General features: G+C 69.2%; 24 protein-coding genes and 1 tRNA gene. 13 read left to right on the top strand and 12 right to left on the bottom strand.

The window, feature by feature from the left end; genetic code table 11:
* Nucleotides 1-418 precede the first annotated feature (418 nt).
* Complete coding sequence (locus AC1DMN_RS07130; RefSeq protein ID WP_440731665.1) at nucleotides 419-1,102, top strand: DsbA family oxidoreductase; 684 nt, start codon at nucleotides 419-421, stop codon at nucleotides 1,100-1,102.
* 38 nt (nucleotides 1,103-1,140) lie between these two features.
* Here AC1DMN_RS07130 and AC1DMN_RS07125 read toward each other — a convergent pair whose 3' ends face one another.
* The gene (locus AC1DMN_RS07125) at nucleotides 1,141-1,632 is read right to left on the bottom strand and encodes a glutathione peroxidase (RefSeq protein WP_477384036.1); all 492 of its coding nucleotides are present in this window, start codon (nucleotides 1,630-1,632) and stop codon (nucleotides 1,141-1,143) included.
* 60 nt (nucleotides 1,633-1,692) lie between these two features.
* Between AC1DMN_RS07125 and dusB the strand changes: the two genes are divergently transcribed.
* From dusB to AC1DMN_RS07105, 4 genes are read left to right on the top strand one after another with little or no spacing between them, the layout of a single operon-like run.
* Nucleotides 1,693-2,847, top strand: a complete 1,155-nt coding sequence (gene dusB, locus AC1DMN_RS07120; RefSeq protein WP_440731667.1) for a tRNA dihydrouridine synthase DusB — start codon at nucleotides 1,693-1,695, stop codon at nucleotides 2,845-2,847.
* A complete protein-coding gene (locus AC1DMN_RS07115; RefSeq protein ID WP_440731668.1) occupies nucleotides 2,837-4,222 on the top strand; it encodes a deoxyguanosinetriphosphate triphosphohydrolase in 1,386 nt (461 codons plus the stop codon). Before dusB ends, AC1DMN_RS07115 begins: the two co-directional genes overlap by 11 nt.
* Entirely contained in the window at nucleotides 4,222-6,111 is a 1,890-nt protein-coding gene (dnaG, locus tag AC1DMN_RS07110) for a DNA primase (protein WP_441975831.1), read from the top strand. Before AC1DMN_RS07115 ends, dnaG begins: the two co-directional genes overlap by 1 nt.
* Nucleotides 6,112-6,164: 53 nt before the next feature.
* Nucleotides 6,165-6,935, top strand: a complete 771-nt coding sequence (locus tag AC1DMN_RS07105) for an ATP-binding cassette domain-containing protein (protein WP_477384034.1) — start codon at nucleotides 6,165-6,167, stop codon at nucleotides 6,933-6,935.
* Between the two features lie 112 nt (nucleotides 6,936-7,047).
* On the opposite strand, the gene AC1DMN_RS07100 is transcribed toward AC1DMN_RS07105, so the two are convergent.
* From AC1DMN_RS07100 to def, 3 genes are all read right to left on the bottom strand, one after another.
* A tRNA-Asn gene (locus AC1DMN_RS07100) sits at nucleotides 7,048-7,120 on the bottom strand.
* Between the two features lie 154 nt (nucleotides 7,121-7,274).
* Nucleotides 7,275-7,787, bottom strand: coding sequence for a septum formation family protein (locus AC1DMN_RS07095; RefSeq protein ID WP_441975842.1), 513 nt, complete (start codon nucleotides 7,785-7,787; stop codon nucleotides 7,275-7,277).
* A 142-nt stretch (nucleotides 7,788-7,929) separates the two neighbouring features.
* On the bottom strand, nucleotides 7,930-8,496 hold the full coding sequence (gene def, locus AC1DMN_RS07090; RefSeq protein ID WP_440731672.1) for a peptide deformylase: 567 nt from the start codon (nucleotides 8,494-8,496) through the stop codon (nucleotides 7,930-7,932).
* A 43-nt stretch (nucleotides 8,497-8,539) separates the two neighbouring features.
* Between def and AC1DMN_RS07085 the strand changes: the two genes are divergently transcribed.
* Nucleotides 8,540-9,763 (top strand): DMT family transporter, encoded by a 1,224-nt coding sequence (locus tag AC1DMN_RS07085; RefSeq protein ID WP_477229148.1) that lies wholly within the window; start codon nucleotides 8,540-8,542, stop codon nucleotides 9,761-9,763.
* Nucleotides 9,764-9,794: 31 nt separating this feature from the next.
* Here AC1DMN_RS07085 and pgl read toward each other — a convergent pair whose 3' ends face one another.
* The 6 genes from pgl to tkt are packed head-to-tail and all read right to left on the bottom strand — an operon-like array spanning nucleotide 9,795 to nucleotide 17,946.
* Nucleotides 9,795-10,574 carry a 6-phosphogluconolactonase gene (gene pgl, locus AC1DMN_RS07080; RefSeq protein WP_477229147.1) on the bottom strand — a complete coding sequence of 260 codons (780 nt, stop codon included), beginning with the start codon at nucleotides 10,572-10,574 and terminating at the stop codon, nucleotides 9,795-9,797.
* Between the two features lie 2 nt (nucleotides 10,575-10,576).
* Nucleotides 10,577-11,512: a glucose-6-phosphate dehydrogenase assembly protein OpcA gene (locus AC1DMN_RS07075; protein WP_477384032.1), complete on the bottom strand. Its 936-nt coding sequence runs from the start codon at nucleotides 11,510-11,512 to the stop codon at nucleotides 10,577-10,579.
* On the bottom strand, nucleotides 11,509-13,056 hold the full coding sequence (gene zwf / locus AC1DMN_RS07070) for a glucose-6-phosphate dehydrogenase (protein WP_477384030.1): 1,548 nt from the start codon (nucleotides 13,054-13,056) through the stop codon (nucleotides 11,509-11,511). The genes AC1DMN_RS07075 and zwf overlap by 4 nt, the downstream gene beginning before the upstream one ends.
* 35 nt (nucleotides 13,057-13,091) lie before the next feature.
* Nucleotides 13,092-14,711, bottom strand: coding sequence for a glucose-6-phosphate isomerase (locus tag AC1DMN_RS07065; RefSeq protein WP_441975844.1), 1,620 nt, complete (start codon nucleotides 14,709-14,711; stop codon nucleotides 13,092-13,094).
* The gene (gene tal, locus AC1DMN_RS07060) at nucleotides 14,708-15,820 is read right to left on the bottom strand and encodes a transaldolase (protein ID WP_477229146.1); all 1,113 of its coding nucleotides are present in this window, start codon (nucleotides 15,818-15,820) and stop codon (nucleotides 14,708-14,710) included. The genes AC1DMN_RS07065 and tal overlap by 4 nt, the downstream gene beginning before the upstream one ends.
* Nucleotides 15,821-15,843: 23 nt before the next feature.
* Complete coding sequence (gene tkt, locus AC1DMN_RS07055; protein WP_440731678.1) at nucleotides 15,844-17,946, bottom strand: transketolase; 2,103 nt, start codon at nucleotides 17,944-17,946, stop codon at nucleotides 15,844-15,846.
* A 238-nt stretch (nucleotides 17,947-18,184) separates the two neighbouring features.
* On the opposite strand from tkt, the gene AC1DMN_RS07050 reads away from it, so the two are divergent.
* Nucleotides 18,185-19,117 (top strand): heme o synthase, encoded by a 933-nt coding sequence (locus tag AC1DMN_RS07050; protein ID WP_477229335.1) that lies wholly within the window; start codon nucleotides 18,185-18,187, stop codon nucleotides 19,115-19,117.
* On the opposite strand, the gene AC1DMN_RS07045 is transcribed toward AC1DMN_RS07050, so the two are convergent.
* Nucleotides 19,063-19,542: a hypothetical protein gene (locus tag AC1DMN_RS07045; protein WP_477229145.1), complete on the bottom strand. Its 480-nt coding sequence runs from the start codon at nucleotides 19,540-19,542 to the stop codon at nucleotides 19,063-19,065. The two genes, AC1DMN_RS07050 and AC1DMN_RS07045, sit on opposite strands and share 55 nt — an antisense overlap.
* A gap of 271 nt (nucleotides 19,543-19,813) precedes the next feature.
* Between AC1DMN_RS07045 and AC1DMN_RS07040 the strand changes: the two genes are divergently transcribed.
* Entirely contained in the window at nucleotides 19,814-20,785 is a 972-nt protein-coding gene (locus tag AC1DMN_RS07040) for a helix-turn-helix transcriptional regulator (RefSeq protein WP_477229144.1), read from the top strand.
* Between the two features lie 30 nt (nucleotides 20,786-20,815).
* Here AC1DMN_RS07040 and AC1DMN_RS07035 read toward each other — a convergent pair whose 3' ends face one another.
* The gene (locus AC1DMN_RS07035; RefSeq protein ID WP_477229143.1) at nucleotides 20,816-21,829 is read right to left on the bottom strand and encodes a COX15/CtaA family protein; all 1,014 of its coding nucleotides are present in this window, start codon (nucleotides 21,827-21,829) and stop codon (nucleotides 20,816-20,818) included.
* Between the two features lie 249 nt (nucleotides 21,830-22,078).
* On the opposite strand from AC1DMN_RS07035, the gene sufB reads away from it, so the two are divergent.
* The 5 genes from sufB to AC1DMN_RS07010 are packed head-to-tail and all read left to right on the top strand — an operon-like array spanning nucleotide 22,079 to nucleotide 26,188.
* The gene (sufB, locus tag AC1DMN_RS07030; protein ID WP_477384028.1) at nucleotides 22,079-23,497 is read left to right on the top strand and encodes a Fe-S cluster assembly protein SufB; all 1,419 of its coding nucleotides are present in this window, start codon (nucleotides 22,079-22,081) and stop codon (nucleotides 23,495-23,497) included.
* Complete coding sequence (sufD, locus tag AC1DMN_RS07025; RefSeq protein ID WP_441975849.1) at nucleotides 23,498-24,700, top strand: Fe-S cluster assembly protein SufD; 1,203 nt, start codon at nucleotides 23,498-23,500, stop codon at nucleotides 24,698-24,700.
* Nucleotides 24,697-25,032 (top strand): non-heme iron oxygenase ferredoxin subunit, encoded by a 336-nt coding sequence (locus AC1DMN_RS07020; RefSeq protein ID WP_292721013.1) that lies wholly within the window; start codon nucleotides 24,697-24,699, stop codon nucleotides 25,030-25,032. Before sufD ends, AC1DMN_RS07020 begins: the two co-directional genes overlap by 4 nt.
* Nucleotides 25,033-25,078: 46 nt before the next feature.
* Complete coding sequence (gene sufC / locus AC1DMN_RS07015) at nucleotides 25,079-25,849, top strand: Fe-S cluster assembly ATPase SufC (RefSeq protein WP_440731684.1); 771 nt, start codon at nucleotides 25,079-25,081, stop codon at nucleotides 25,847-25,849.
* Nucleotides 25,850-25,858: 9 nt separating this feature from the next.
* A complete protein-coding gene (locus AC1DMN_RS07010; protein WP_045252088.1) occupies nucleotides 25,859-26,188 on the top strand; it encodes a metal-sulfur cluster assembly factor in 330 nt (109 codons plus the stop codon).
* Nucleotides 26,189-26,222 lie beyond the last annotated feature (34 nt).

Genomic DNA, 26,222 nt, shown 5'->3' with positions numbered 1-26,222 from the left:
TTGCCGTTCCACAGCTCGGTGCGGCGCACGCTGCGGGAGATCGTCCGCCACAGCAGACGCGTGCGCACGATGCGATATGGATAGTCGAGCCAGATCACCAGGTCTGCGCGCGGGGCGAGGATCGGATCCGTGCCTCTGCTCGAGTACTGCCACTCCATGACCCAGCTGTCGGTCGCGGCGATCTCCCGTACGTCGTCGAGAAATGTGGGACGCGGAGTCCAGTCGGGCCCGTGGAACAGCGCGTCCATCTCGACATGGCGCAGCCCCAGTGTCGCTGCCAGACGGCGTGCCAACGTCGTCTTCCCGCTCCCGGTCACGCCTGCGATGAGGATCCGCCGCGGCGCGGGGGCGGGGGCGGCGGGCACCGGATGAGGCTAGCATCCGGAATATCCCCGGGAACATGCGGTTGAATCGATGTGTGAGTGAACCCATCTCGATCGACATCTGGTCCGACATCGCCTGCCCCTGGTGCTACATCGGCAAGCGCAATCTCGAGGCGGGTCTCGCCGCCACCGCGGAGGACGAGGACGCGCCGCAGGTGTCGATCACGTTCCACTCCTTCGAGCTCTCGCCGGACACTCCCGTCGATTTCGAGGGCGACGAGGCCGACTTCCTCGCCGGCCACAAGGGGATGCCGCGCGCTCAGGTGGAGCAGATGCTCGACCGCGTGACCGGCGTCGCCAAGGAAGCCGGGCTCGACTACCGCTTCGACCTGCTGCAGCACACGAACACCGTCAAGGCGCACGAGCTCCTGCATCATGCCAAGGCACAGGGACGCCAGCACGACATGGAGGAGCGGCTGATGTCGGCCTACTTCGTCGAGGGACGCCACGTTGGCCGCATCGATGATCTGGCCGATCTCGCCGCCGAGATCGGTCTGGACCGTGAGGCCGCGCTCGAGGCCCTGCAGACGGAGCGGCACCTGGCGGACGTGCGTCAGGATCAGGCGCAGGCTCAGGCCTACGGCATCCAGGGCGTGCCGTTCTTCGTGATCGACGGGCAGTACGGCGTCAGCGGCGCACAGCCGCCGGAGGCGTTCGCGGGCGTGCTGCGCGAGCTGTGGGCGAAGCGCGGCGACACCGCCGAGGTGCTCGAGGGCTGACGCCCTGCCGCCCCCTTCCGATCAGGTGGCGGGGGTGGTCAGGTCAGGGCGTCCTCGATGGCCGCGACGATCTCGGGGTCGTCGGGGACCTGGCGCGGACGGAAGCGCCGCACGGATCCGTCCGGGGCGACGAGGAACTTCTCGAAGTTCCACTCCACCCGCCCCGCCTTGCCGTGACCGTCCTCGGTCTGCTTGAGGGTCTTGTAGAGATCGGCGGCGCCGCGCCCGTTGACCTTGACCTTGTCATTGATCGGGAACGAGATCCCATACGTCGTGGAGCAGAATTCGAGGATCTGGTCCACGGATCCGGGTTCCTGCCCGAAGAACTGGTTGCAGGGGAACCCGACCACGGTGAGGCCCCGGTCGCCGAACCGGCGCTGCAGCTCCTCGAGCTGCGCGTACTGCGGCGTCAGTCCGCACTTCGAGGCGACGTTGACGACCAGCACGGGGCCGGTGCCGTAGTCGTCGAGGGTGCGGGTGCCGCCKTCGGCATCGGTGAAGGGGATCTGGCGCAGSGAGGTGTCGGACATATCCCCAAGCCTAGGAGCGACGGGGATCGGAGGCTTCGGATCTGGGACAATGGACAGGATATGACTCTCGCCCCTGCCTCCGTCCGGCCCCTGCAGATCGGTCCGCTGCGCATCGACGTCCCCGTCGTGCTCGCGCCGATGGCGGGCATCACCAACACCGCGTTCCGTCGCCTGTGCCGCGAGTACGGCGCGGGGCTGTACGTCAGCGAGATGATCACCTCGCGGGCGCTTGTGGAGCGCAACGCGATCACCATGCGTCTCATCCAGCATCATGAGAGCGAGACGCCGCGATCGATCCAGCTCTACGGGGTGGATCCGGCCACCATCGCCGAGGCCGTGCGGATCATCGTCGCGGAGGACAGGGCCGACCACATCGACCTGAACTTCGGCTGCCCCGTGCCCAAGGTCACCCGCAAGGGCGGGGGAGCGGCGCTGCCGTGGAAGATCGGACTGTTCGCCGACATCGTCGACCGCGCCGTCAAGGCCGCGGGCGACGTGCCGCTCACCGTGAAGATGCGCAAGGGCATCAACAAGGATCACCTCACGTTCCTCGACGCGGGCCGTGCCGCAGAGGACGCCGGGGCCGCCGCGGTCGCGCTGCACGCGCGGACGGCGGGGGAGTACTACTCCGGACATGCGGACTGGTCGGCGATCGGCGAGCTCAAGCAGGCGGTGACCTCGATCCCGGTCCTGGGCAACGGTGACATCTGGAGCGCGGACGACGCGGTGCGGATGATGACCGAGACGGGCTGCGACGGTGTCGTGGTSGGCCGTGGCTGYCTCGGCCGACCSTGGYTGTTCGGCGAGCTCGCCGGCGCSTTCGGTGACGAGAACGCGGTGCAGGTCGACGCGACCCTGGGCTTCGTCAAGGACGCGTTCCGCCGGCACGCGGAGCTCCTGGTCGAGTTCTTCGAGGACGAGGACCGAGGCTGCAAGGACGTGCGCAAGCACGTCGCGTGGTACTTCAAGGGCTACCCGGTGGGCGGCGAGACGAGGGCAGCCCTCGCCCGCGTGTCGACCCTGCAGGAGATCGACGACATCCTGGGCACGCTCGGAGACGCGCCGTATCCGGGTGCGCCAGCCGAGGGCCAGCGCGGTCGCGCGGGCACGCCGAAGCGCACGGCGCTGCCGGACGGATGGCTGGATTCGCGCGAGGTCGCCTCCGAGGTCACCGACATGATGCGCGGCGCCGAGGTCGAGAACAGTGGCGGCTGAGGACGTCGTGCGCGTCGATGGCTACGACGCGCACGACGCCGCCCGCTTCTTCGCCGAGACCCACCGCTCCGAACGGGACGACTTCGCCCGCGACCGCGCCCGCGTGCTGCACTCGGCGGGGCTGCGCCGTCTCGCGGCGAAGACGCAGGTGCTGAGCCCCGCGAGCACGGCGGACTTCGCCCGCAACCGTCTCACGCACTCGCTCGAGGTGGCGCAGGTGGGACGCGAGCTCGCGGTTGCGCTCGGGGTCTCCGCCGACGTCGTCGACACCGCGTGCCTCAGCCACGACCTCGGGCACCCGCCGTTCGGGCACAACGGGGAGCGCGCGCTCAACGACTGGGCCGAGGACATCGGCGGCTTCGAGGGCAATGCCCAGTCGCTGCGGATCCTCACGCGCCTCGAGGCGAAGGTGCTCGACGACCGCGATCGCTCGGTCGGACTCAACCTCACCAGGGCCAGCCTCGATGCGACGTGCAAGTACCCGTGGACCGTCGACAGCCCTCTGCCCGATCCCGGCGGCCGGCTCAAGTTCGGCGTGTACCCCGACGATGAGGACGTGTTCCGCTGGATGCGTGAGGGCGCGCCGGGCCGCCTGCGCTGCATCGAGGCGGAGATCATGGATCTCTCCGACGACATCGCCTACTCGGTGCACGACTTCGAGGAYGCGATCGTCAACGGGTACCTGGAYGTSGCSCAGCTGGCGGATCCGGCCGAGCATCACGCGCTGGTGGGGCGCGTCCAGCAGTGGGTCGGATACGACTTCACCCGTGAGGATCTCGCCGACGCGCTGTACCGACTCACCCGGCAGCCGATGTGGTTGAGCTCCTTCGACCGGTCGCGGCGTGATCTCGCGAGGCTGAAGAACCTCACCAGTGACATGATCGGCCGCTTCGCGCGCGCCGCGGTGTCCGCGACCCGAGAGGCATATCCGGGCACGAGTCTCGCCCGGTACAGCGCGCACGTGGTGGTGCCGAAGGTGATCGAGGCCGAGATCGCTGTGCTCAAGGGGATCATGGGGCAGGCGATCGTCACGATCGACGCCCGTCGCGGCGTCTACAAGGAGCAGCGCCGGGTGCTCAAGCGCCTCGCCGACGCGCTGTGGTCCACGGATGCCCTGTGGACCGCAGGCGCCGACGTGCTCGAACCGGCCTTCGCCGCGGACTTCCACGCGGCCGGATCCGATGCCGAGCGCGCCCGAGTGGTCGTGGATCAGGTCGCCAGCCTGACGGATCAGACCGCGGTGGACTGGCACAACCGGCTGGTCGGGGACATCGACCCCGCCGAGGTCGGCATCTGGTCGCCCCGGCACGCCAGGCCGCGTTCTGCGCACACCCCCCGGGCTGCGCTCGTCGACGTCGAACACGGCGGGCGCTGATGCCCCGGATCCTGCAGGCCGACGTCGACGAGGTCAAGTCGCGCACCAACATCGCCGACATCGTGGGGGAGCGCGTCTCGCTGAAGTCCGCGGGGGTGGGCTCGATGAAGGGCCTGTGCCCGTTCCACGACGAGAAGAGCCCCAGCTTCCACGTGCGCCCGCAGGTCGGCTACTACCACTGCTTCGGCTGCGGCGCCTCCGGCGACGTGTACTCGTTCCTGCGCGAGATGGACCACGTCAGCTTCACCGAGGCGGTGGAGCGCCTCGCCGGTCGCGTCGGATACACCCTGCACTACGAGGACGGCGGCCCCGCGCCGGAGACGAGCGGGCGCAGCCGGCTCTACGCCGCGAACACCGCGGCCGCGGAGTTCTTCCGCGGCCAGCTGCTCAGCCCGGAGGCCGAGTCTGCGCGCGCGTTCCTCGGCCAGCGCGGGTTCGACGCGGGGGCCGCCGCCCATTTCGGCGTGGGTTACGCACCGCGCGGCTGGGACGGCATGCTCAAAGCGCTCAGCGCGCAGGGGTTCACCCGCGACGAGCTCACCGCGGCCGGACTCGTCTCTGCGGGCCAGCGCGGCGTGTACGACCGGTTCCGCGGCCGGGTGGTGTGGCCGATCCGTGACGTGACGGGCCAGACCATCGGGTTCGGCGCCCGCAAGCTCTACGACGACGATCAGGGGCCGAAGTACCTGAACACCCCGGAGACGCCGATCTACAAGAAGGCCCAGGTGCTCTACGGACTGGATCTGGCCAAGCGCGACATCTCCCGCGGCGATCCCAAGCGCGTCGTCGTGGTCGAGGGGTACACCGACGTGATGGCGTGCCACCTCGCCGGCGTCACAACCGCCATCGCGACCTGCGGTACGGCCTTCGGGGCCGAGCACATCAAGCTCCTGCGCCGGGTCATGGGCGACGACTCCGCGGCCGGCGAGGTCGTCTTCACGTTCGACGGCGACGAGGCGGGTCAGAAGGCGGCGCTGCGCGCCTTCACGGAGGACGACAGGTTCAACGCGCAGACCTTCGTCGCCGTGGCGCCCGACGGGCTGGACCCGTGCGATCTGCGCCTGCAGCGCGGCGACCAGGCCGTGCGCGGCCTCATGTCGGCCAAGGTGCCGATGTTCGAGTTCGTGATCGATCGGAAGATCGCCTCGTTCGATCTCGGCACTGCGGAGGGGCGCGTCGGCGCACTGCGCGCGGCGGCACCGATCGTCGGCGAGATTCGCGACGCCCTGCTGCGTCCCGAGTACGAGCGAATCCTTGCCCGCCGGCTCGGCATGGACCCCACGGACGTGCATGCGGAGGTACGCCGCCATGAACGCCGCCGTCAGGGCGATGCGGGAACCCGAGAGCAGCGGACCACGACAGCGGCCATGGGCTCGCATCCCGGCGCGCTCGACGGCCCCTCCGCGCCGGTATCCATTCCGGTGGTGACGCTCGCCACGCTTCCGCGCACGGGGGAGGCCTCACTCGAGCGCGACGCGCTCATGGGAGCGCTGCAGTACGGGCATCAGCTCGATCCGGAACTGCTGCAGCGCGCGATGACCGCGCCGTTCTCCGTGCCCGCCCTGGACGCCGTGCGCGAGGCCGTGGCGCAGATCTCCGACCGGCAGCGACCGGGCTGGGCGCTGCAGGCCGTGGACGCCGTGCGGGAGCCGTACCGCGGGCTGGGCGGGGAACTGCTCATGGCTGCGTTCCCCGCGCGGGACGAGCAGGGCGCCCGAGCATCCGCGACGGACCTCTGCCGCCGGCTCATCGTGCGCGGACTGGAGCGCGAGAAGCACGAGCTGCTGGGCGCGATCCAGCGACTGCCCGCCGATTCCGAGGGCGCCCGTTCGATCGCGCGTCGCATCGTCGAGATCGACGCTGAGCGGCAGCGCTTCATCGAGTACTGAGGCCCGCCGCGGTCCAGGGCGCCGAGCCCGCAGGCATCGGGCAGGATGGGTGCATGGCACGTGCGACGGGGGATGCATCCACCGCGATCGTCTGCGAGGACATCGTCATCGACCGGATCGGGCACTCCGCTCCCACCAGGGCGATCGATGGCGTGACCTTCGCATTGCCGGCGGGGGAGCTGATATGCATCGCCGGTGCCACCGGAGCCGGGAAGTCGACGCTGGTCGGCGCCCTCGCCGGCGCCGCCGACCCCTCGATCCGGGTCGTCGGCGGATCCGCGACGGTATGCGGCGTCTCGGTGCGTCATCCCGGACGCCGGCTGCGCGAGTTGACGTATCGGGCCGGCTATCTCCCGCAGAACGCCGGGGCGCTGCTCACTCCGCAGCTGACCGTGYAGGAGATCATCGCAGAGCCGATCCTGCAGCGCGAGCGGCGCGTGAACGTGAAGGCGCTGGCGATCCGGGTGGCGACGCTGCTGGACGAACTGCACCTGCCGCTGGGCCTCGCCGCGTCGTTTCCGTACGAGCTCAGCGCGGGCATGCGCCAGCGCGTCGCGATCGCCCGCGCCCTGGTGCTCGATCCGACCGTGCTGATCGCCGACGAGCCGCTCGCGAACCTCGACCTGGAGGTGCGGCCCGTCGTGTTCGCCGCGATCACGCGCCGCCGCACCGAACGCGGGATGGCGGCGCTCCTGGTCAGCAATGACGCGGCGTTCGCACGCGAACTGGGCGCGGAGACGCTCATGATCCGCGAGGGCCATGTGGTCGCACGGGGCGCGGGCGCGGATCTGCTCTGGACCCCGGGCACCGAGCACCCGCGCTGAGTGGTCCCGGCATGAGGTGAGCCGTAACGCCCGACGACCCCGAATCGTCGTGGCTGTGCCCGCTCGGGAACGACGAAGGCCCCGTCGTGAGACGGGGCCTTCGAGGGGATCGCTCCCCGGCTTGGACTCGAACCAAGAACCTGCCGGTTAACAGCCGGCTGCTCTGCCAATTGAGCTACCGAGGAATGCTTCCCGCTGCGCGGGCAACTCGTCAACTATAGCAAAGGTTGCGTCCCGACTCCGCCACGGCACGACGCCCGGGCGCGTCGTCGCGCACGTCGTGAACGACGGAAGGGCCCACCGCAGCGGACCCTTCCTAGGACGCGGCTTCCGGCGCGCTCAGCGCGCGGATCCCTTGAGGGAGCCCGTGGTCTGTCCGGCCGGGTCGCTCACGATGCACTGGACGAGACGGTCGTTCATCTCCTCCCACGTGTCCTTCGTCGGCGTCATGTACGCGACGTCGAGCGTCGAGTCGTCGTACGCGATGCCGATGAATGTCGTGAAGGCGTCACCCGCGCACTTCTCGACCTCCTTGTCGATCGCGGCGGAGTCGTACTCCCCGTCGGGGAGCTTGAACTCGTAGAAGACCTCTTCGTCATGCGGCTTGTCGCACGGGACGACGTCGGTGTCGCTGACGGTCGTCCCGGAATCGCTCATCTTGCAGTCGCCGAGCTTGAGATTGAAGATGCCGATGCTCGAGCTCTGGGTGACCTGGGCCTTGTCGTCGCGCGGCGCGTCGCCGCCCCCGTTGCCGAGGATGCTGCCGATCACGCTGCAGCCGCTGAGCCCGGCGGCCAAGACCAGCGCAGAGCCGACGACGGCGACGCGGCGGAGAAGAGCGCGGTCGTTCATGGGAATTCCCCCTCTAGAAGCTATGAATCCACGCAGAACGCGGGAACGGTACGAACGTACCGGTGCGGAAGAGGAAATCTCAAACCTGCGCGAAAGATGCGCTGTCCTGGGGAATTTCTGTGCCGAGTGGAAGTTCTCGGGTTCAGCCTTCGAGATCGTCCACGCCGGGCAGCCAGCTGGCGCCGGGGCGGCCCCAGCCACGCTTGCGGGCGATCTTCTGCACGGTCTTCCAGTCGCCGTCGTCGAGGCGATCGACGTAGAGGATGCCGTCGAGATGATCGAACTCGTGCTGCATGATGCGGGCGCGCCAGCCGTCGACCTCGATACGCACCGCGTCGCCGTTCAGATCCATGCCGGTCACCAGCACTCGCTCCGAGCGGCGCAGCGGGAACCGCTCGCCGGGGAAGGACAGACAGCCCTCGGACTCGAGGTCCGGGTCGGGGGAGCCAGGCTCGAGGGGCGCCATCCAGAGCACAGGGTTGATGATCTCCCCGCGCCACGGGTTCTCGTCGTCGTCGACATACGAATAGACGTAGATCCGCAGGCCGACACCGACCTGCGGCGCGGCGAGTCCGACGCCGGGGGCGACGTCCATGGTCTCGTGCATGTCCGCCACCAGAGTGCGGATCTCATCGGTGATCTCGCCGACCGGATCGGCGGGGGAATGCAGAACGGGGTCGCCCATGATGCGAATCGGAAGCACAGCCACGCGTCAACCCTAGTCGGCGGCGGGCGGCAGGTAGGCTCGAAGGGTGCTGGAGAACGTGACGCGGACCATGGGGACGGCCGACGTCGGCGAGCATCTCGCCGGGGTGTTCCAGAACCCCGGTCTGCTGATGGGCATCCCTCTCGCCCTCGCCGGAGCCGTGTTCATGTCGCTCGGCGCGCAGTACCAGCACCGCGGTGTGGAGAAGGTGGAGCGACTCAGCGGCTCCGACGCCGCCACAGGCCTCAGCTGGGCGCAGGTCCGTGGGCTGCTCACACGCCCTTCCTGGATCATCGGCACCCTCATGCTGGCACTCGCCATCGTCTGCCAGCTGGCTGCGCTCACCAAGGCGCCGTTGATCGTGGTTCAGCCGCTCGGCGCGATCGCGCTCGTCATCACGACGCTGCTGAACGCCCGGGTGACGGGCGTCGCGCCGACCAAGCGCTCGCTCGTCTCGATCTTCGCGTGCGTGGGCGGCATTTTCATCTTCGTGCTGTTCGCGGCCCTGTTCGCCGTGGAGCGCGAGATCAGCGAGATCCAGCTGTTCACCATCCTCACGATCCTGCTGGTCGTCATCATCGTGCTCGGCGCCTGCTGGCTGATCCTGCGGCGCCGTATGCGTGCGCTCTTCTATGTGACCGGCGCCGGCATCCTCTACGGCTTCGTGGCCACGCTCGCCAAGGCCGTGATCAGCCGGATCCAGTTCGGGCAGTTCGACTGGCTCACCGCCGTGTGCGTGATCGCCCTGATCGCGGCGGGTGCCGCAGGCGCCTACTTCGTGCAGACCGCGTACGGCTCCGGTCCGCCGGATCTGGTGATCGCCGGGCTCACCGTGGTCGACCCCATGGTGGCGGTGCTGATCGGGCTGCTCGTGCTCGAAGAGGGAGCAGCGGCGCCGCCGTGGGTGTTCATCGCTTTCGGGGTCTCCGGCGCGATCGCGGGCTGGGGCGTGGTCACGCTCGCCCGCTATCATCCGCAGGTCATCAGCGAGAGCCAGGAGCTGCCGATCACTCGGGGCAGTTCCGGCGATGCGATGCCCTCCGGCGCGCGCGAGGAATCCGGATCTTCGACGACGCAGACGCCGCCCAGCGGGGCCGCGTCGCAGGCTGCCGCGCCCTCGGCCTCGCCCGGGCGTGCTTCCGAGGGTGCTCCGGGTCATCATCCCGATGCGCCGGAGTGGCCGTCGAACGTGGCCCCGTTCCGCCGTGAAGACGCTCCCCGCGCCGGCGGAGACGCCGATGAGCGCGGGAACGGATCCTCAGGGGCCTGAGCGGGAACCGGATCCGGCCCTGCGGGGTCGGTCAGTAATCGATGTCGATGAGGTCGGGTGCGACCTCGGCGGCCGCTGCCTCGTCGACGAAATACACGGTGCGCTTGCGCCCCTTGGCGCCGGCGGCCGGCACGTTCTCGTAGTTCGCCCCCGCCAGGGCGAGACCGAGTGCCGAGGCCTTCTCCGCGCCGGTGAGCACGAGCCACACCCGCTTGGAGGCGTTGATCACCGGACGGGTCAGTGTGATCCGCTCTGGTGGCGGCTTCGGCGAGTTCCGCACCGGCAGCACCGCGGCGTCGGTCACCGTGATCTCCGGGTGGTCCGGGAAGAGCGAGGCGATGTGCCCGTCGGGGCCGACGCCGAGGAAGCACACGGCGAACGACGGCCAGGCACGCTCCGCATCGCCGAAGCGCGCGAGCTCCGCCGCGTAGGCCGCGGCGCCCTCGTCCAGACTCAGCCCCGCATCGCTCGCCGCCATCTCGTGCACGTTCTCCGGCGGGACCGGGATGCGGTCCAGCAGCGCCGCCCGCGCCTGTCCCGCGTTGCGGTCGGGATCGTCCGCCGGCACGAAGCGCTCGTCGCCCCACCAGAAGTGCACGAGCGACCAGTCCAGTTCGGTCGCGCGCGGGTGCTCGGCGACAGCCCGCAGCACAGCGGTTCCCATGCTGCCTCCGGTGAGGGCGATGTGGGCGAGCCGCCCGTCCCTGATGCGTGCGTGCACGCGGACGAGGAACCGATCAGCCACGATGCCGGCGAGAGACGCCGGATCCTCGCCGATGACGACCCGCTTGGCGGGGGAATCCGCAGCCATCGTCAGGCCACCGGCTCCGGGGCCTCGAGCAGCTCCCAGCCCTCGGTGATCACGCGGCCGTAGAGCACGTCGGGGTCGAGGCGGCGCAGCTCCTCGGCAAGGCACTCGCGCAGCGTGCGCCGCGGCAGGTGCAGCTCGTGGTCGGGCTGCCCGGGCTGGGTGAGCACGGCGGATCCCGGTACCGGGCGCTCCAGCAGGATGTCGCCGTTCGCACGGGTCAGGCGCACCGACTTGATGCCCTCGTGCCACACCTCAGGGCTCTCATACGCCCAGCGCACCGGCACATCGAGAGCGAGGCGCAGCCAGCCGGCCAGAAGCGCCGTGGACGGCGAGGCGGCGGACCCGCGTACCTCGATGGCCGTGACGTCTTCGTACGGCGGCTGATCCAGCACCGCCGCGAGCTGCTCGCGCCAGTGCGTGAGCCGGGTCCAGGCCAGGTCGGTGTCGCCAGGCACGTGCGTACGGCCGAGAACTTCGAGCTGAGCGCGCACGTCCTGCGCGGTAGCTGCATCGGTGATGCGGCGCTGCGCGATGCGGCCCAGGGGAGAGGCCGCAGGTGCTTCCGGAGCCTCGCGCGGCCACCACACCACCACGGGGGCGTCGGGCAGCAGCAGACCCGTGACGAGGCTCTCCTCGTTGCTCGCGGCGTCGCCGAAGGCGTGCAGCACGACGACCTCGCTCGCACCGGCGTCGCCGCCGACGCGGATCTGCGCATCGAGGTGGGAATCCCCGTCGCTCGTGGTCAGCACGATCACACGCATCGGGTGCTCGCGGGATGCGTCGTTCGCGGCGTCGATGGCGGACTCGGCGACATCGTCGGTCGCGGCGATGATGAGCGTGAGCACGCGGCCGAGGGCGACGACGCCGCYCTCCTCGCGGGCCTTGACCAGGTTCTTCGCGACCTGGCTGGTGGTGGTGTCGGGCAGATCGATGATCACGGGCGCCTCCAGACACGTCCGTCGCGGGCGAGCAGGGCGTCGGCGGAGGCCGGTCCCCAGGATCCGGGAGCGTACTGCTCCACGGGACCGCCCTCGGCGGCCCAGTACTGCTCCACGGGGTCGAGGATCTTCCAGCTGAGCTCGACCTCTTCATGGCGCGGGAACAGCGGCGGGTCGCCGAGCAGCACGTCCAGGATGAGCCGCTCGTACGCCTCGGGGCTGGCCTCGGTGAAGGCGTGTCCGTAGCCGAAGTCCATCGTCACGTCGCGGACATTGCTGCCGCTGCCCGGGACCTTCGAACCGAAGCGGAGGGTGACGCCCTCGTCCGGCTGCACACGGATGACCAGCGCGTTCTGGCCGAGCTCGGAGGTCTGTCCACTGCCGAAGAGGTGCTCCGGGGCGCGCTTGAAGACGACCGCGATCTCGGTGACGCGGCGGCCCAGACGCTTGCCGGTGCGCAGGTAGAAGGGCACCTCCGCCCAGCGCCGGGTGTTGATCTCGAGCTTCACCGCGGCATAGGTCTCGGTGGCGGACTCCGGATCCATGCCGTCCTCGTCGAGGAACCCGGTGACCTGCTCACCACCCTGCCAGCCGCCCGCATACTGTCCACGAGCCGTCGCGAGAGAAAGGTCGTCGGGCAGCGACACCGCCGCCAGCACCTTCTCCTTCTCGGCGCGCAGGTGCTCTGCGGACAGGCTGATCGGCTCCTCCATGGCGGTGAGGGCCAGCAGCTGCAGGAGGTGGTTCTGGATGACGTCGCGGGCAGCGCCGATGCCGTCGTAGTAGCCGGCACGGCCGCCGACGCCGATGTCCTCGGCCATCGTGATCTGCACGTGGTCGACGTAGTTGCGGTTCCAGATCGGCTCGTACAGCTCGTTCGCGAAGCGCAGCGCCAGGATGTTCTGCACCGTCTCCTTGCCCAGGTAGTGATCGATGCGGAAGATCGAGTCGGCCGGGAAGGTGCCCTCGAGCGCGTCGTTCAGCGCACGGGCCGAGGCCAAGTCGTGCCCGAACGGCTTCTCGATCACCACCCRGCGCCAGTGGTCGGCGTCCTCGTGGCCCTCGACGAGCCCCGAGTCGCGCAGCTGCTGCGCCACGAGCGGGAACTGGTTCGGCGGGATCGACAGGTAGTAGGCATGGTTGCCCATGGTGCCGCGTTCGACGTCGAGCTTCTCGACCGTCTCGCGCAGGCGTCGGAACGCGTCCGGGTCGCCGAACTCGCCCGAGACGAACCGGATGCCCTGCAGCAGCTGCGCCCACGTCTCCTCGCGGAACGGGGTGCGCGCATGCTCCTTGACGGCGTCGTAGACGACCTGGGCGAAGTCCTGGTCCTCCCAGTCGCGGCGGGCGAAGCCGACCAGGGCGAACCCGGGGGGCAGGAGGCCGCGGTTGGCGAGGTCGTAGACGGCGGGCATCAGCTTCTTGCGCGACAGATCGCCGGTGACGCCGAAGATCACCAGAGCGCTGGGCCCCGCGATCCGGCTCAGCCGGCGGTCGTCGGGATCGCGCAGCGGGTTGCGGCCGCGGGAGACGGGAACAGTCATCAGTGGGGGATTCTCCTGAGTGCTCTGTGGAATGCCTACTGCGCGGCCTCGAAGAGGTCGAGCACATCGTCCTGTGGTTCGGTGATCGTCAGGGTCACGACGGGGCGGCCGTGCGCGGCGAGCACACCGGCGTCGCCCGCGGCCTGTGCCTCGATGAGCTGGCCGAACGTGAATGGACGATCCGGGATCTCCAGATCCAGGTCCGTACGCTCCAGGATCTGCAGGAACACGCCCTGGGCAGGACCGCCCTTGTGATACTGACCCGTCGAATGCAGGAACCGCGGGCCCCAGCCGAAGGTGGTCGGACGTGCCGAGTCCGCGGCCACGAGTTCGCGCAGGCCCTGCAGCTGCGGCATCTCGAGGCGGTTCACGTAGGCCTGGATGGACACGTAGCCATCCGTCGGCAGCGTCTGCCACAGAGCGTCGAGCACCCCGGCGATCGTGCCGGACGTGAGCAGAGAGGCGTCGGACGCGCGCACCTCGACGCCGTCCTGCACGAAGGCTGCGGGCGACGGCTCCGGGCGCGCGTCCAGCAGCCCACGGGTGGCGACCTTCGCCGACTCCACGTCGGGCTGGTCGAACGGGTTGATTCCGAGCAGGTAGCCCGCGACAGCGGTGGCGTGCTCCCAGACCACGAACTGCGCGCCGAGCGTGCCGCTGACGAGGATCTCGCCGGGGTGGCGTTCGCGGAGGTGGAACTCGTCGGCATCGTCGACGAGGCGCACCAGCTGCAGGTCAACCGGCCGGTTCTCCACCTCGGGGGAGACGGGGAGCAGGACCACAGGAAGGATTCCCGTGCCCTCCTTGCCCGTCGACTCGGCGACGAGCTGCTCGATCCAATCGGGCAGACCCACGATGTGGGTGCCGTCGGTGATCAGACCCAGCTTGTCGCGGCGCGGCCCGCCCGGGGCCTGTGCGCTCGCGGCGATCGCCGCGCCGAGCAGCAGCGCCGGATTCTCGGCGGAGTCGATCGCGACCTGCAGCAGCGTGGCTTCGGCCTCGTCGAGCAGCTCRGTGATGTCCACGCCGGCGAGACCCGACGGCACCAGCCCGAATGCGGTGAGGGCGGAGTACCGGCCGCCGACGTTCGGATCGGCGTTGAACACCCGGTAGCCGGCGGCGCGCGCCGACTCGTCGAGAGGCGAGCCGGGATCGGTGACGACGACGATGCGCTCGACGGGGTCGATGCCGACATCGCTGAATGCCGCCTCGAACGTGCGGCGCTGCGAGTCGGTCTCGACCGTGGAGCCGGACTTGGACGACACCACGAGCACCGTGTCGGAGAGTCCTGCGTCGATCGCCGCGAGCACCTGCCCGGGCGAAGTCGAGTCGAGGATCGTGATGTCGATGCCGGCGGTCTGCGAGATGACCTCGGGAGCGAGTGAGGATCCGCCCATCCCCGCCAGCACGACCCGGGTGACGCCCTTCGCCGCGAGGTCGGCTCGGAGTGCCAGGATCTCCGGCACCAGGGGGCGCGAGACGCTCACGGCGTCGACCCAGCCGAGGCGGATGCTCGCCTCGGCCTCGGCGGCTTCGCCCCACACGGTCGGATCGCCGTTGGTGATCCGGGAGGCGATCAGCTCGCCCACCAGGCGCGGGACGACCTCGTCGATCGCCGCCTTCGGCGCCCCGGACGTGTGGATCTCGAAGCTCACCGCTGGGCTTCCAGTCCTTCGCGGACCTGGCCGAGCAGCTCGTGCCAGGAGTCGATGAACTTCGCGACGCCCTCGTCCTCGAGCACCTGGGTCACGTCGTCGAAGTCGACGCCGACCGCGGCGAGACCGGCGAACACCGCGCGGGACTCGTCGTAGGTACCGGTGACSGTGTCGCCGGTGACGACGCCGTGGTCGAAGGTCGCCTCGAGCGTCTTCTCCGGCATCGTGTTGACGACGTCGGCTGCGACGAGCTCGGTGACGTACAAGGTGTCGGGCAGCGCCGGGTCCTTCACACCTGTGGAGGCCCAGAGCGGTCGCTGGCGATTCGCACCGGCGGCGAGCAGGGCCGCGGCGCGGTCGCCCGCGAAGGTCTGCTCGTACAGCTCGTACGCGAGGCGAGCGTTCGCGAGACCAGCCTTGCTCTTGAGCGCGATGGCCTCGTCCGTGCCGATCGCAGTGAGGCGCTTGTCGGTCTCGGTGTCGACGCGCGACACGAAGAACGACGCGACCGACTGGATCGTCGAGAGGTCGATGTCGGCGGCCTTCGCCTGCTCGAGGCCCGCGAGGTAGGCGTCGATCACCTCGGCGTAGCGCTCCAGGCTGAAGATCAGCGTCACGTTGACGCTGATGCCGGCGGCGATCGCTGCCGTGATCGCGGGCAGCCCCGCCTTCGTCGCGGGGATCTTCACGAGCAGGTTCGGGCGATCGACCTTGGCCCAGAGCTCCTTGGCCTGAGCGATGGTGCCTTCGGTGTCGTGCGCGAGGTCGGGGGAGACCTCGATCGACACGCGGCCGTCGACGTGCCCGGTCTCCTCCCACACCGGGCGGAACACGTCGAGGGCGTCGCGGACGTCCTGCGTGGTCGCCTCGAAGATCGCCTCTTCGGCGCTTGCACCGGAGGCGGCGAGCTGCGCGACCTGACTGTCGTACGAGGTGTCGTCGGGGTTGGTGATCGCGTTCGCGAAGATCGTCGGGTTGGTGGTCACACCCACGACGTTGCGCGTGGCGATGAGCTCGGCGAGGTTGCCGGACGTGATGCGGCTGCGGGACAGATCGTCGAGCCAGATGCTGACGCCTGCGGCGGAGAGGGCTGCGGTGGGGGTGGTCATGCGGATCTCCTCTTACGTATTGCTCAAGCGGCCGCGGAGGCGGCGATGGTCTCGTGGGCGGCCGCGATGACGGCCTCCGTGGTGATGCCGAACTTCTGGAACAGGGTCTTGTAGTCGGCGGAGGCTCCGAAGTGGTCGATTCCGACCGAGCGGCCGGTCGAGCCGACGATGCCGTGCCAGCTGAGGGTGGATCCGGCTTCGACCGAGACGCGAGCCTTGACGCCCGACGGCAGCACCGCCTCGCGGTAGGCCTCGTCCTGCTCGGCGAACCACTCCAGGGACGGGGCGGACACCACGCGGGCGTTGACGCCCTCGGCGGCCAGAGCCTCGCGGGCGGCGACGGCCAGCTGCACCTCGGATCCGGTCGCGATGAGGATGACGTCCGGCGTGCCGTTCGGAGCCTCGGCCAGGACGTATGCGCCTCTGACCGTGTTCGACGCCGCGGCGAAGGTGTCACCCGATGCCTCGCCCGTGCCGCGCGCGAAGTTCGGCACGTTCTGCCGGGTCAGCGCGATGCCGGTGGGGCCGCCGTGGCGGCGCAGGATCTCCAGCCAGGCGGCGGCGGTCTCATTGCCGTCGGCCGGGCGCACCACGGTCAGGTTGGGGATCGCGCGCAGCGAGGCGAGCTGTTCGATCGGCTGATGCGTGGGGCCGTCCTCGCCGAGGGCGACCGAGTCGTGCGTCCACACGAACACGCTCGGCACGTTCATGAGCGCGGCCAGGCGCACCGCGGGGCGCATGTAGTCGCTGAAGATGAGGAACGTGCCGCCGAACGGCCGGGTCGGGCCGTGCAGCACGATACCGTTCAGAATCGAGCCCATGGCGTGCTCGCGGATGCCGAAGTGCAGCACGCGGCCATAGGGGCTGCCGTCCCAGTCGTGGGTCGACCAGGTCGCGGGGATGAAGGACTTGGCGCCTGCGATCGTCGTGTTGTTGGATCCGGCCAGGTCGGCGGATCCGCCCCACAGCTCGGGGAGCTCGGGGGCGAGGGCGTTGATGACCTTGCCGGACGCCGCGCGCGTCGCGAGTTCGGTGCCCGCCTCGAACACGGGCAGCGCGTCCTCGATGCCCTCGGGCAGCTCGTGTGCCTCGAGCCGGTCCAGGAGCGCCTTGCGCTCCGGGTTCGCCGCCGCCCAGGCATCGAAGTCCTGCTGCCAGGCGGCGCGCTCGGAGGCGGCGCGGGCGCCGAGCTCACGGGTGTGCTCGATCACCGCGTCCTCGACCACGAACGACTTCTCCGGATCGAAGCCCAGTACGACCTTGGTCTCGGCGACTTCGTCCGCGCCGAGGGCGTTGCCGTGCACGGACTCGGTGCCCTTCTTGTTGGGCGCCGGCCAGCCGATGATCGTGTTCAGGATGATCAGAGACGGCTTGGAGGTCTCCGCCTTGGCCTGCTCGATCGCGTCGAAGAGCTCCTTCACGTCCTCGACGTAGGTGCCGGTGCGCACCCAGTCCACGTGCTGCACCTGCCAGCCGTACGACTCGTAGCGCTCGCGCACGCCCTCGGTGAAGGCCACGTTGGTGTCGCCCTCGATCGAGATGCGGTTGGAGTCGTAGATGGCGATGAGGTTGCCGAGCTGCTGGTGGCCCGCGAGCGAGGAGGCCTCGCTCGTCACGCCCTCCTGCAGATCGCCGTCTCCGGCGATCACGTAGACGTAGTGGTCGAAGGGGCTCGTGCCGGCGGCGGCCTCAGGGTCGAACAGGCCGCGCTCGTAGCGGGCGGCGTAGGCGAAGCCCACCGCCGAGGCGAGGCCCTGGCCGAGCGGTCCCGTCGTGATCTCCACGCCCTTGGTGTGGCCGTACTCCGGGTGGCCCGGGGTCAGCGAGCCCCAGGTGCGGAGCGCCTCGAGGTCGGTCAGCTCGAGGCCGAATCCGCCCAGGTAGAGCTGGATGTACTGCGTGAGGGAGGAGTGCCCCACGGACAGGACGAACCGGTCGCGCCCGATCCAGTGGGTGTCGGCGGGGTCGTGGCGCAGGACGCGCTGGTAGAGCAGATAGGCCACGGGGGCCAGGCTCATGGCCGTACCCGGATGACCGTTCCCGACCTTCTGCACGGCATCCGCCGCCAGAACCCGAGCGGTGTCCACCGCGCGCCGATCGATCTCTTCCCACAGCAGTTCCGACACTCCAGAGCCCTTTCGAAGACAGTGTGTGCGCCCGCTGTCTGCGCGCCACCCGCGACATCACGGAAGGGCTGGCACGTTGACGGGCGCGCGAGTGTTTTCAGCATAGTGCGGACGCATCGCCGTGTGCCCGGTCACGACACATTGTTGCGCGACGCGCCTCGCAGCGGTGCTCGGGGCGGGAAGGAGGGGCGGGCCGGRCCCGCACCGTGGCGTAGGATGAATGAGTTCCCGTGTGCGCATGAAGGAGGCGGTCAGCATCGCGACCACCATCGAGTCCGTCGCCGCCGAGCGCTCTCTGAAGCGGACCATCAAGGCCTACGTCGAGCTGACCAAGCCCCGTGTGCTCGAGCTCCTGCTCGTCTCCACCGTGCCGGTGATGTTCCTCGCGCAGCACGGCCTGCCGAACCTCTGGCTGGTCGCGGCCACGGTGATCGGCGGATCCCTGAGCGCCGGATCCGCCGCATCCTTCAACATGTACATCGATCGCGACATCGATGCACACATGCACCGCACGGAGAAGCGCCCGCTGGTGACCGGCGAGGTCTCCCCGCGCGGAGCCCTGGTGTTCTCCTGGGTGCTCGCCGTCGCCTCCACCGTCTGGCTCTGGCTGACCACGAACTGGGTCGCCGCCGTGCTCTCCGCCGCCGCGATCTTCTTCTACGTCGTGATCTACACGATGATCCTCAAGCGCCGCACCGAGCAGAACATCATCTGGGGCGGCATCGCCGGATGCTTCCCCGTGCTCATCGGCTGGGCGGCTGTCACCGGATCGCTGGACTGGCCGGCCTTCGTGCTGTTCGTGCTGGTGTTCCTGTGGACTCCGGCGCACTACTGGCCGCTGTCGATGAAGTACAAGGACGACTACGACGACGTCGACGTGCCCATGCTCGGCGTCACCCGCTCCGCATCGCAGGTGGGGCTGCAGGTCATCCTGTACGCGTGGGCGACCCTGGCCTGCTCCCTGCTGCTGATCCCGGTGGCCGGGATGGGCCTGGTCTACACCGTGTCGGCGCTGGTGTTCGGCGGGTGGTTCGTGTACGAGTCGCACCGGCTGTACGCGCAGGCGGTGAAGGGCGCATCGGCCAAGCCGATGCGCGTCTTCCACGCCTCCATCACCTACTTGACGCTGATCTTCGTGGCCGTCGCGATCGATCCGTTGCTGCCCTTCTGAGCCTCCTCGGTCGTCGCCTCGTCGGCTTCGGTCTCGACCTGCTGCTCCCGCTCGATCTCGTGCGGCGCGACAGGTGCGTCGAGCGCCCCCTCGGGGTCGAGTTCGGGCTCCGGGTCGAGGTCGACGTCGTCGAACGCGAGAGGCGCCCTGTCGACGGGCTGCGCCGTGGCGCCGAGCAGCGTGGAGACGACCGCGAGCGCGAGGGCGAGCAGCACGCCCAGCGCACCCGCCCCGATCAGGGCCGAACCGAGCACGATCCAGGACTGACCCCCGTACACCTCGAGCCCGGTCGCACTGCCGTCCTTGAGGGTGGCGGTCATGGTGCCGAGATGGTCGAGGACGGTGAGTACTCCTGCGGCGATGAGGCCGATCGAGGCGACGACGAGGATCCAGAACGGGAGGCTGCGATTCAATGCGCGTGTCATGGACCCAGCCTCACGGGCGAACTCGTGCGTCCGGTCTGCATCGCCTATGAGGCCGGTATGCGTCCGACGCCGACGCGATCCGCTGCACCACGCAAGTGCGGATCAGGGGGAGAGGTCCCGGCGTCCCTGCGCCGGGACCCGCGTCCCCAGCACGCAGGTGAGGATCCGTCCTTGATCCCGAACATCCTGCTAGCGTCCAGAACACATTCCAACTGACCTGATCAGGACGGCGCAAGGACCGGTTCGCGCGCTGTCCGCAAGAGGACATGACATGAGCGACGACGAGCTGCTGGATCTGCTGCTGCGCGAGCGCCCCTTCGACGTGCATGCGGTCGTCGCGCGTTCCGGGCTCGACCACGGACTCGCGCTCGCGAGTCTGGAGCGCCTTGCCGAAGCGGGAAGCCTGTCGTTGCAGGACGAGCTGATCCTGCTCAACCCCCCGGTGCACGCCGCGGCGATCGCGATCGAACGGGTGCTGCAGTCCGAGCGCGCCCAGGCGCAGTCCCGCAGCGACCAGCTCGCGGCGATCGTGGACGCCGTGGCCCGTCGCACCTCGTCCTGGAACTTCGGCGAGGCGGTGGCTCAGGACCGGCTCTCGCTGCAGAGCGCCCACGGCCCGCACGCGGCCGAGGACCTGTGGTTCGCCGTCCAGGCATCCCGGGTGGGTTCCAGTGGTCGGGTGCGGGCCGTGCTCACCGACCTCGACCGGTATCGCGCGAGCAGTCCCGAGCGCAGCAGGGCGTTCGCCGCGGCGATGTCGACATACTCCTCGGTGCAGGCGATCATCCCTGCGATGCCGCTCGACGAGCAGCTGTCCGCCATGGTGCGCGCGTTCGGGGACTCCGGTGTGGAGTTCCGCATGCTGCCGGATCCGCCGAGTTGGTTCTGGGTGGACGACCTGGATGTCACCGGGGTGCCGTTGGTGTGGGGCGAGACGGCGCCCCAGAGCGTGCTCGCCGTCGCGAGCCCTGTGATCGCCGGGATGGCGAAGGCCTACTTCGCGGAGCTCTGGCAGCAGGCCAGTCCGGTCGAGAAGGATCCGGGCGGGTACGGACAGCTGCTGCACCGGATGCGACGAGGGATGACCCTGGATGCCGCATCCCGCTCGCTCGGCATCACGCCGCGCACCGGGCGGCGCAGGATCGCGGCGGCGATGGAGCGTTACGGCGTGGCCACGCTGTTCGCCCTCGGGGTCGCCTGGGCGCAGGACGGCAGCCCGGGAGCGGAACGCAGCACCGGCTGACCGGCGGAGCGGATCAGCCGAGAGGGCGCGTCAGTCGCGAGGGTGCGAGGGCCCGGCGTCCGCGGTGCCGGCGCTCGGAGTGCTTGCGGCTGCAGGCCACGTCGCCCCGGGGCGCTTCAGCCGCAGCACGAGCACCGTGCACGCCGCGACGAGTATCGCTGCCAGCACCATGTGCACACCCACGGCGAGCGGAGGCAGCGCGTTGCGCGCCTGGTAGAGGCCCACGGCGATCTGCACGAGCTCGATCGCGAGCAGGGCGATCACCGCATTGCGGATCGCGGAGAGCGAGTTCACCAGGGTGATCACGAGCAAGGCAAGGGTGAGTGCGAACAGGGCGTACGCCGGCCAGGAGTGCACGTGCTCGAGGAGGGTCGCGTCGAAGCCGTTGCGCAGCGTCACCGCGGGGTCGCCGGAGTGCGGGCCTGCGCCGGTGGTGAGCACCCCGAAGAGCACCGTCAACGCCAGCACGAACGAGGTGATGTGCACAAGGATCGCGACGCCCTTCGGAACGGCGCGCACCCGTGTGCCGCGCGGCTGCCGCATCTGCACCAGGAAGGCTGCCGACACGGCGACCAGCACGAGCGAAACGAGGTAGTGGAACGCGACCATGTTCGGGTGCAGCTGGAAGATGACCAGGATCCCGCCGACCGCGGCCTGCACCAGCACACCCGCGAAGATGATCCATGACATGACCCAGAGGTCGCGTCGTTCCGCGCGGAAGCGGGAGATGAGCACGATCACGGCGATCGCGGCGAGGCCGACGAAGAAGCTGAGGCCGCGGTTGCCGAACTCGATCAGCGAGTGATAGCTCTGCGCCGCTGTCGGGAACAGCGAGTCCGGAGTGCACAGCGGCCATTCGCAGCCGAGCCCGGAATCGGTGAGGCGGACGGCGCCGCCGGTGCCGACGATCGCCACTTCCAGCACGAACGAGACCCAGGCGGCGATCCGCACACGGAGGTCGACCCGATCGGGAAGCCGATCATGGACTCGGCCCAGGAATCCGGAGCGGGTACGGCGGGCGGACGGTGTCACGATCTCGGGCATGGCTCCTCCGGAACCCTTCCGGCGGGCGCACTGCGGCCCGGATGTCGGRGGGAACCTGTAGAATCTCAGGTGTCGGCGATGGTCGCAGGAGCGCGGAATGTGCATGGCTCTGCCATCGACAACAGTTTAGGCGCGAATGCTTTGCGTCCATGATGAGGGCCCAGAAGCGGCACCCGTTCCCCTGCAGACTCGATGGGAGCGACGGTGTGCCGGGGCGGATGAACCGTTACGGCCCAAGAGGAGAGTGTGATGTCGGATGTGCTGATCGACCGCCCGGAGCTGGATGGTCTGGGGGTGTACGAGTTCGGCTGGCACGACACGGATGCGGCCGGCGCAACCGCGCGACGCGGCCTTTCCGAGGACGTGGTGCGGGGTATCTCGGCRCTCAAGAGCGAGCCGGAATGGATGCTGAAGACGCGTCTGAAGGGCCTGCAGCTCTTCGGCCGCAAGCCGATGCCGACCTGGGGCGCCGACCTCAGCGAGATCGACTTCGACAACATCAAGTACTTCGTCCGCTCCACCGAGAAGCAGGCGCAGAGCTGGGAGGACCTCCCGGAGGACATCCGCGAGACCTACGAGCGCCTCGGCATCCCCGAGGCCGAGCGCCAGCGCCTCGTCGCCGGTGTGGCCGCGCAGTACGAATCCGAGGTCGTCTACCACCAGATCCGCGAGGACCTGGAGCAGCAGGGCGTCATCTTCATGGACACGGACACCGCGCTGCGCGAGCACCCCGAGTTCTTCGAGGAGTACTTCGGCACTGTGATCCCCGCCGGCGACAACAAGTTCGCCGCGCTGAACACCGCGGTGTGGTCCGGCGGATCCTTCGTGTATGTGCCCAAGGGCGTGCACGTGGAGATCCCGCTGCAGGCCTACTTCCGGATCAACACCGAGAACATGGGCCAGTTCGAGCGCACGCTGATCATCGCCGACGAGGACAGTTACGTGCACTACATCGAGGGCTGCACCGCCCCGATCTACAAGAGCGACTCGCTGCACTCCGCGGTCGTCGAGATCATCGTCAAGAAGAACGCCCGTGTGCGTTACACGACGATCCAGAACTGGTCGAACAACGTCTACAACCTGGTCACCAAGCGCGCCGTCGCGCACGAGGGCGCGACCATGGAGTGGGTGGACGGAAACATCGGCTCCAAGGTGACGATGAAGTACCCGTCGATCTACCTGATGGGCGAGCACGCCAAGGGCGAGACCCTCTCCGTCGCCTTCGCCGGTCCCGGTCAGCATCAGGACGCCGGCGCGAAGATGATCCACATGGCGCCGTACACGCAGTCGTCGATCGTSTCSAAGTCSATCGCCCGYGGCGGMGGSCGMGCCGGCTACCGCGGYGAGGTSMGGGTGGAYGCGRMMGCGCAYCACTCCGCSAACACSGTGCGYTGCGACGCGCTGCTSGTSGACACGAAGTCCCGCAGCGACACCTACCCGGCCATCGACATCCGCGTCGACGACGTGCAGCTCGGCCATGAGGCCACGGTCTCCAAGGTCAGCGAGGAGCAGCTCTTCTACCTGCAGTCCCGCGGCATGCCCGAGGACGAGGCGATGGCGATGATCGTGCGCGGCTTCATCGAGCCGATCGCGCGCGAGTTGCCGATGGAGTACGCGATGGAACTCAACAAGCTCATCGAGATGGGCATGGAAGGATCGGTCGGCTGAATGACCGCCGCTACGACCGCGCCCGTTGAGGCGCAGGATACGCACGCCCACATCGACCCCGCCGCCCAGGTCGCGAACGCAGCCACCGCGCCGGTGCAGACCCGCTCCGAGCGGCCGCACTCGTTCGACGCGGCCGACTTCGGCGTGCCCACCGGTCGCGAGGTGAACTGGAAGCACACACCCGTCGCGCAGCTGACCGGGCTGTTCCAGACCAGCTCCGACAGCGACGGTGTCACGGTCGATGTGACGCCTTCCCGCTACCTCCGTACGGCACTCGGCTTCGGCGATGCCCCGCGCGGCGAGTTCTTCCGTCCCGAGGACGTCGTCTCCGCCGTCGCCTGGCAGGGCGGCACCGAGGCGCAGCACATCGCCATCCCCGCCGACGAGGAGATCGCCGAGCCGATCTTCGTGCAGTTGGTGGGGCAGGGCGCCGAGCTGCGCGCCGATCAGCACATCGTGATCGAGGCCGGCCCGAACAGCTCGGCGACGGTCGTGCTCCGGCACACTGGATCCGCCCAGCTCGCCCAGAACGTCGAGATCCTCGTGCGAGACGGCGCCCGGCTCACGGTCGTGAGCGCGCAGGAGTGGGCCGACGACGCGATCCACGCCTCGGCGCACCAGGCCCGCGTCGACCGCGATGCGTCGCTCACGCACTTCGTGGTGAGCTTCGGCGGCGGTGTCGTGCGCGTCAACCCGAACGTCGAACTCGCCGGAGCCGGATCCGAGGCACGCCTGTACGGTCTGTCCTACGCGGACGCCGGTCAGCACCTGGAGAGCCAGGTCTATATGCACCACAAGGGCGCGCACACGATCGGCGACGTGCTGTACAAGGGCGCGCTGCAGGGTCAGGGCGCGCACAGCGTGTGGATCGGCGACGTGCTCATCGGTCCCGACGCGACCGGCACCGACTCCTACGAGGCGAACCGCAACCTGGTGCTCACCGAGGGCGCACGCGCCGACTCGATCCCGAACCTCGAGATCGAGACCGGCGACATCCTGGGTGCGGGCCACGCCAGCGCCACCGGACGCTTCGACGACGAGCAGCTGTTCTACCTGCAGGCGCGCGGGATCACCGAGGAGGAGGCGCGCCGCCTCGTCGTCCTCGGCTTCCTCAGCGACATCGTGCAGCGTCTCGGCGTGCCCTCCCTCGAAGAGGAGCTGCTCGCCGCGATCGAGCTCGAGCTGCAGGCGGTGAACGCGTGACCGCCCAGCGGGCCTGCGCCGTGAGCGACCTGCAGGAGGACACTCCGCTGCGCGTCGAGCTCGACGGGGTGCCGATCGCGGTCGTGCTCGACTCCGAAGGGCAGATCCACGCGATCGGTGACACCTGCACGCACGGTGACATCTCACTGTCCGAGGGGTTCGTCGAGGGCACCACGCTGGAGTGCTGGGCCCACGGCTCTGCGTTCTCGCTGTGCTCGGGCAAGCCGCTGAACCTTCCGGCCTACGAGCCGGTCCCGGTGTACGTCACGGAGATCGTCGGAGACGACCTCATGATCGACCCCACCGTCACGAAGGATGTCAGCGGCCTCTGAGCCCGGCATCCGCACACGAAGCTTCACGAATACGAAGGAACCATCCATGACCGTCCTGGAGATCAAGGACCTGCACGTCACCGTCGAGACCGAGGCGGGCACCACGCCGATCCTCAACGGCATCACCCTCACCATGCGCACGGGCGAGACCCACGCCATCATGGGCCCGAACGGATCCGGCAAGTCCACCCTGGCGTACACGATCGCGGGTCACCCGAAGTACACCGTCACGAGCGGTTCGATCACGCTCGACGGTGAGGACGTCCTCGCGATGAGCGTCGACGAGCGCGCTCGCGCGGGTCTCTTCCTCGCCATGCAGTACCCGGTCGAGATCCCGGGTGTCACCGTCACCAACTTCCTGCGCACGGCGAAGACCGCGCTGGACGGCGAGGCGCCCTCGATCCGCCAGTGGACCAAGGACGTGAAGGCGTCCATGGCGAACCTGCGCATGGACCCGAAGTTCGCGCAGCGCAACGTCAACGAGGGCTTCTCCGGCGGTGAGAAGAAGCGGCACGAGATCCTCCAGCTCGAGGTGCTCAAGCCGAAGATCGCCGTGCTCGACGAGACCGACTCCGGCCTCGACGTCGACGCGCTGAAGATCGTCTCCGAGGGCGTCAACCGCGCCAAGGAGCAGACGGACCTCGGCGTCCTGCTGATCACGCACTACACCCGCATCCTGCGCTACATCCGCCCCGACTACGTGCACGTGGTCGTCGCGGGCAAGATCGTGGAGGAGGGCGGTGCGGAGCTCGCCGACCGTCTCGAGGACGAGGGCTACGATCGCTTCCTCGACCCCGCCGCTCCCATCGAAGCGTAGGCTGAAGGCATGACGGCAACGCTGACCGGAGAGAAGTACGACGAGGTCACCGAGGCGCTCAAGGACGTCGTGGACCCGGAGCTCGGGATCAACGTCGTCGACCTCGGTCTCATCTACGACCTCTCCTGGGACGAGGAGAATGACGCCCTCGTCATCCACATGACGCTCACGAGCGCCGGGTGCCCTCTGACCGATGTGCTCGAGGAGCAGACCGGTCAGGCGCTGGACGATGTCGTCGACCGCTTCCGCATCAACTGGGTGTGGATGCCGCCGTGGGGCCCCGAGCGGATCACCGACGACGGGCGCGACCAGATGCGTGCGCTCGGCTTCGCGATCTGACACGCTTCGACCGAAGGGTCTGACGCCGTATGAC

The organism is Microbacterium sp. 01T413_2 (assembly GCF_056398985.1).
The sequence above is the reverse complement of the archived record's forward strand: the minus strand, read 5'-3'. Positions and strand labels throughout refer to the sequence as shown.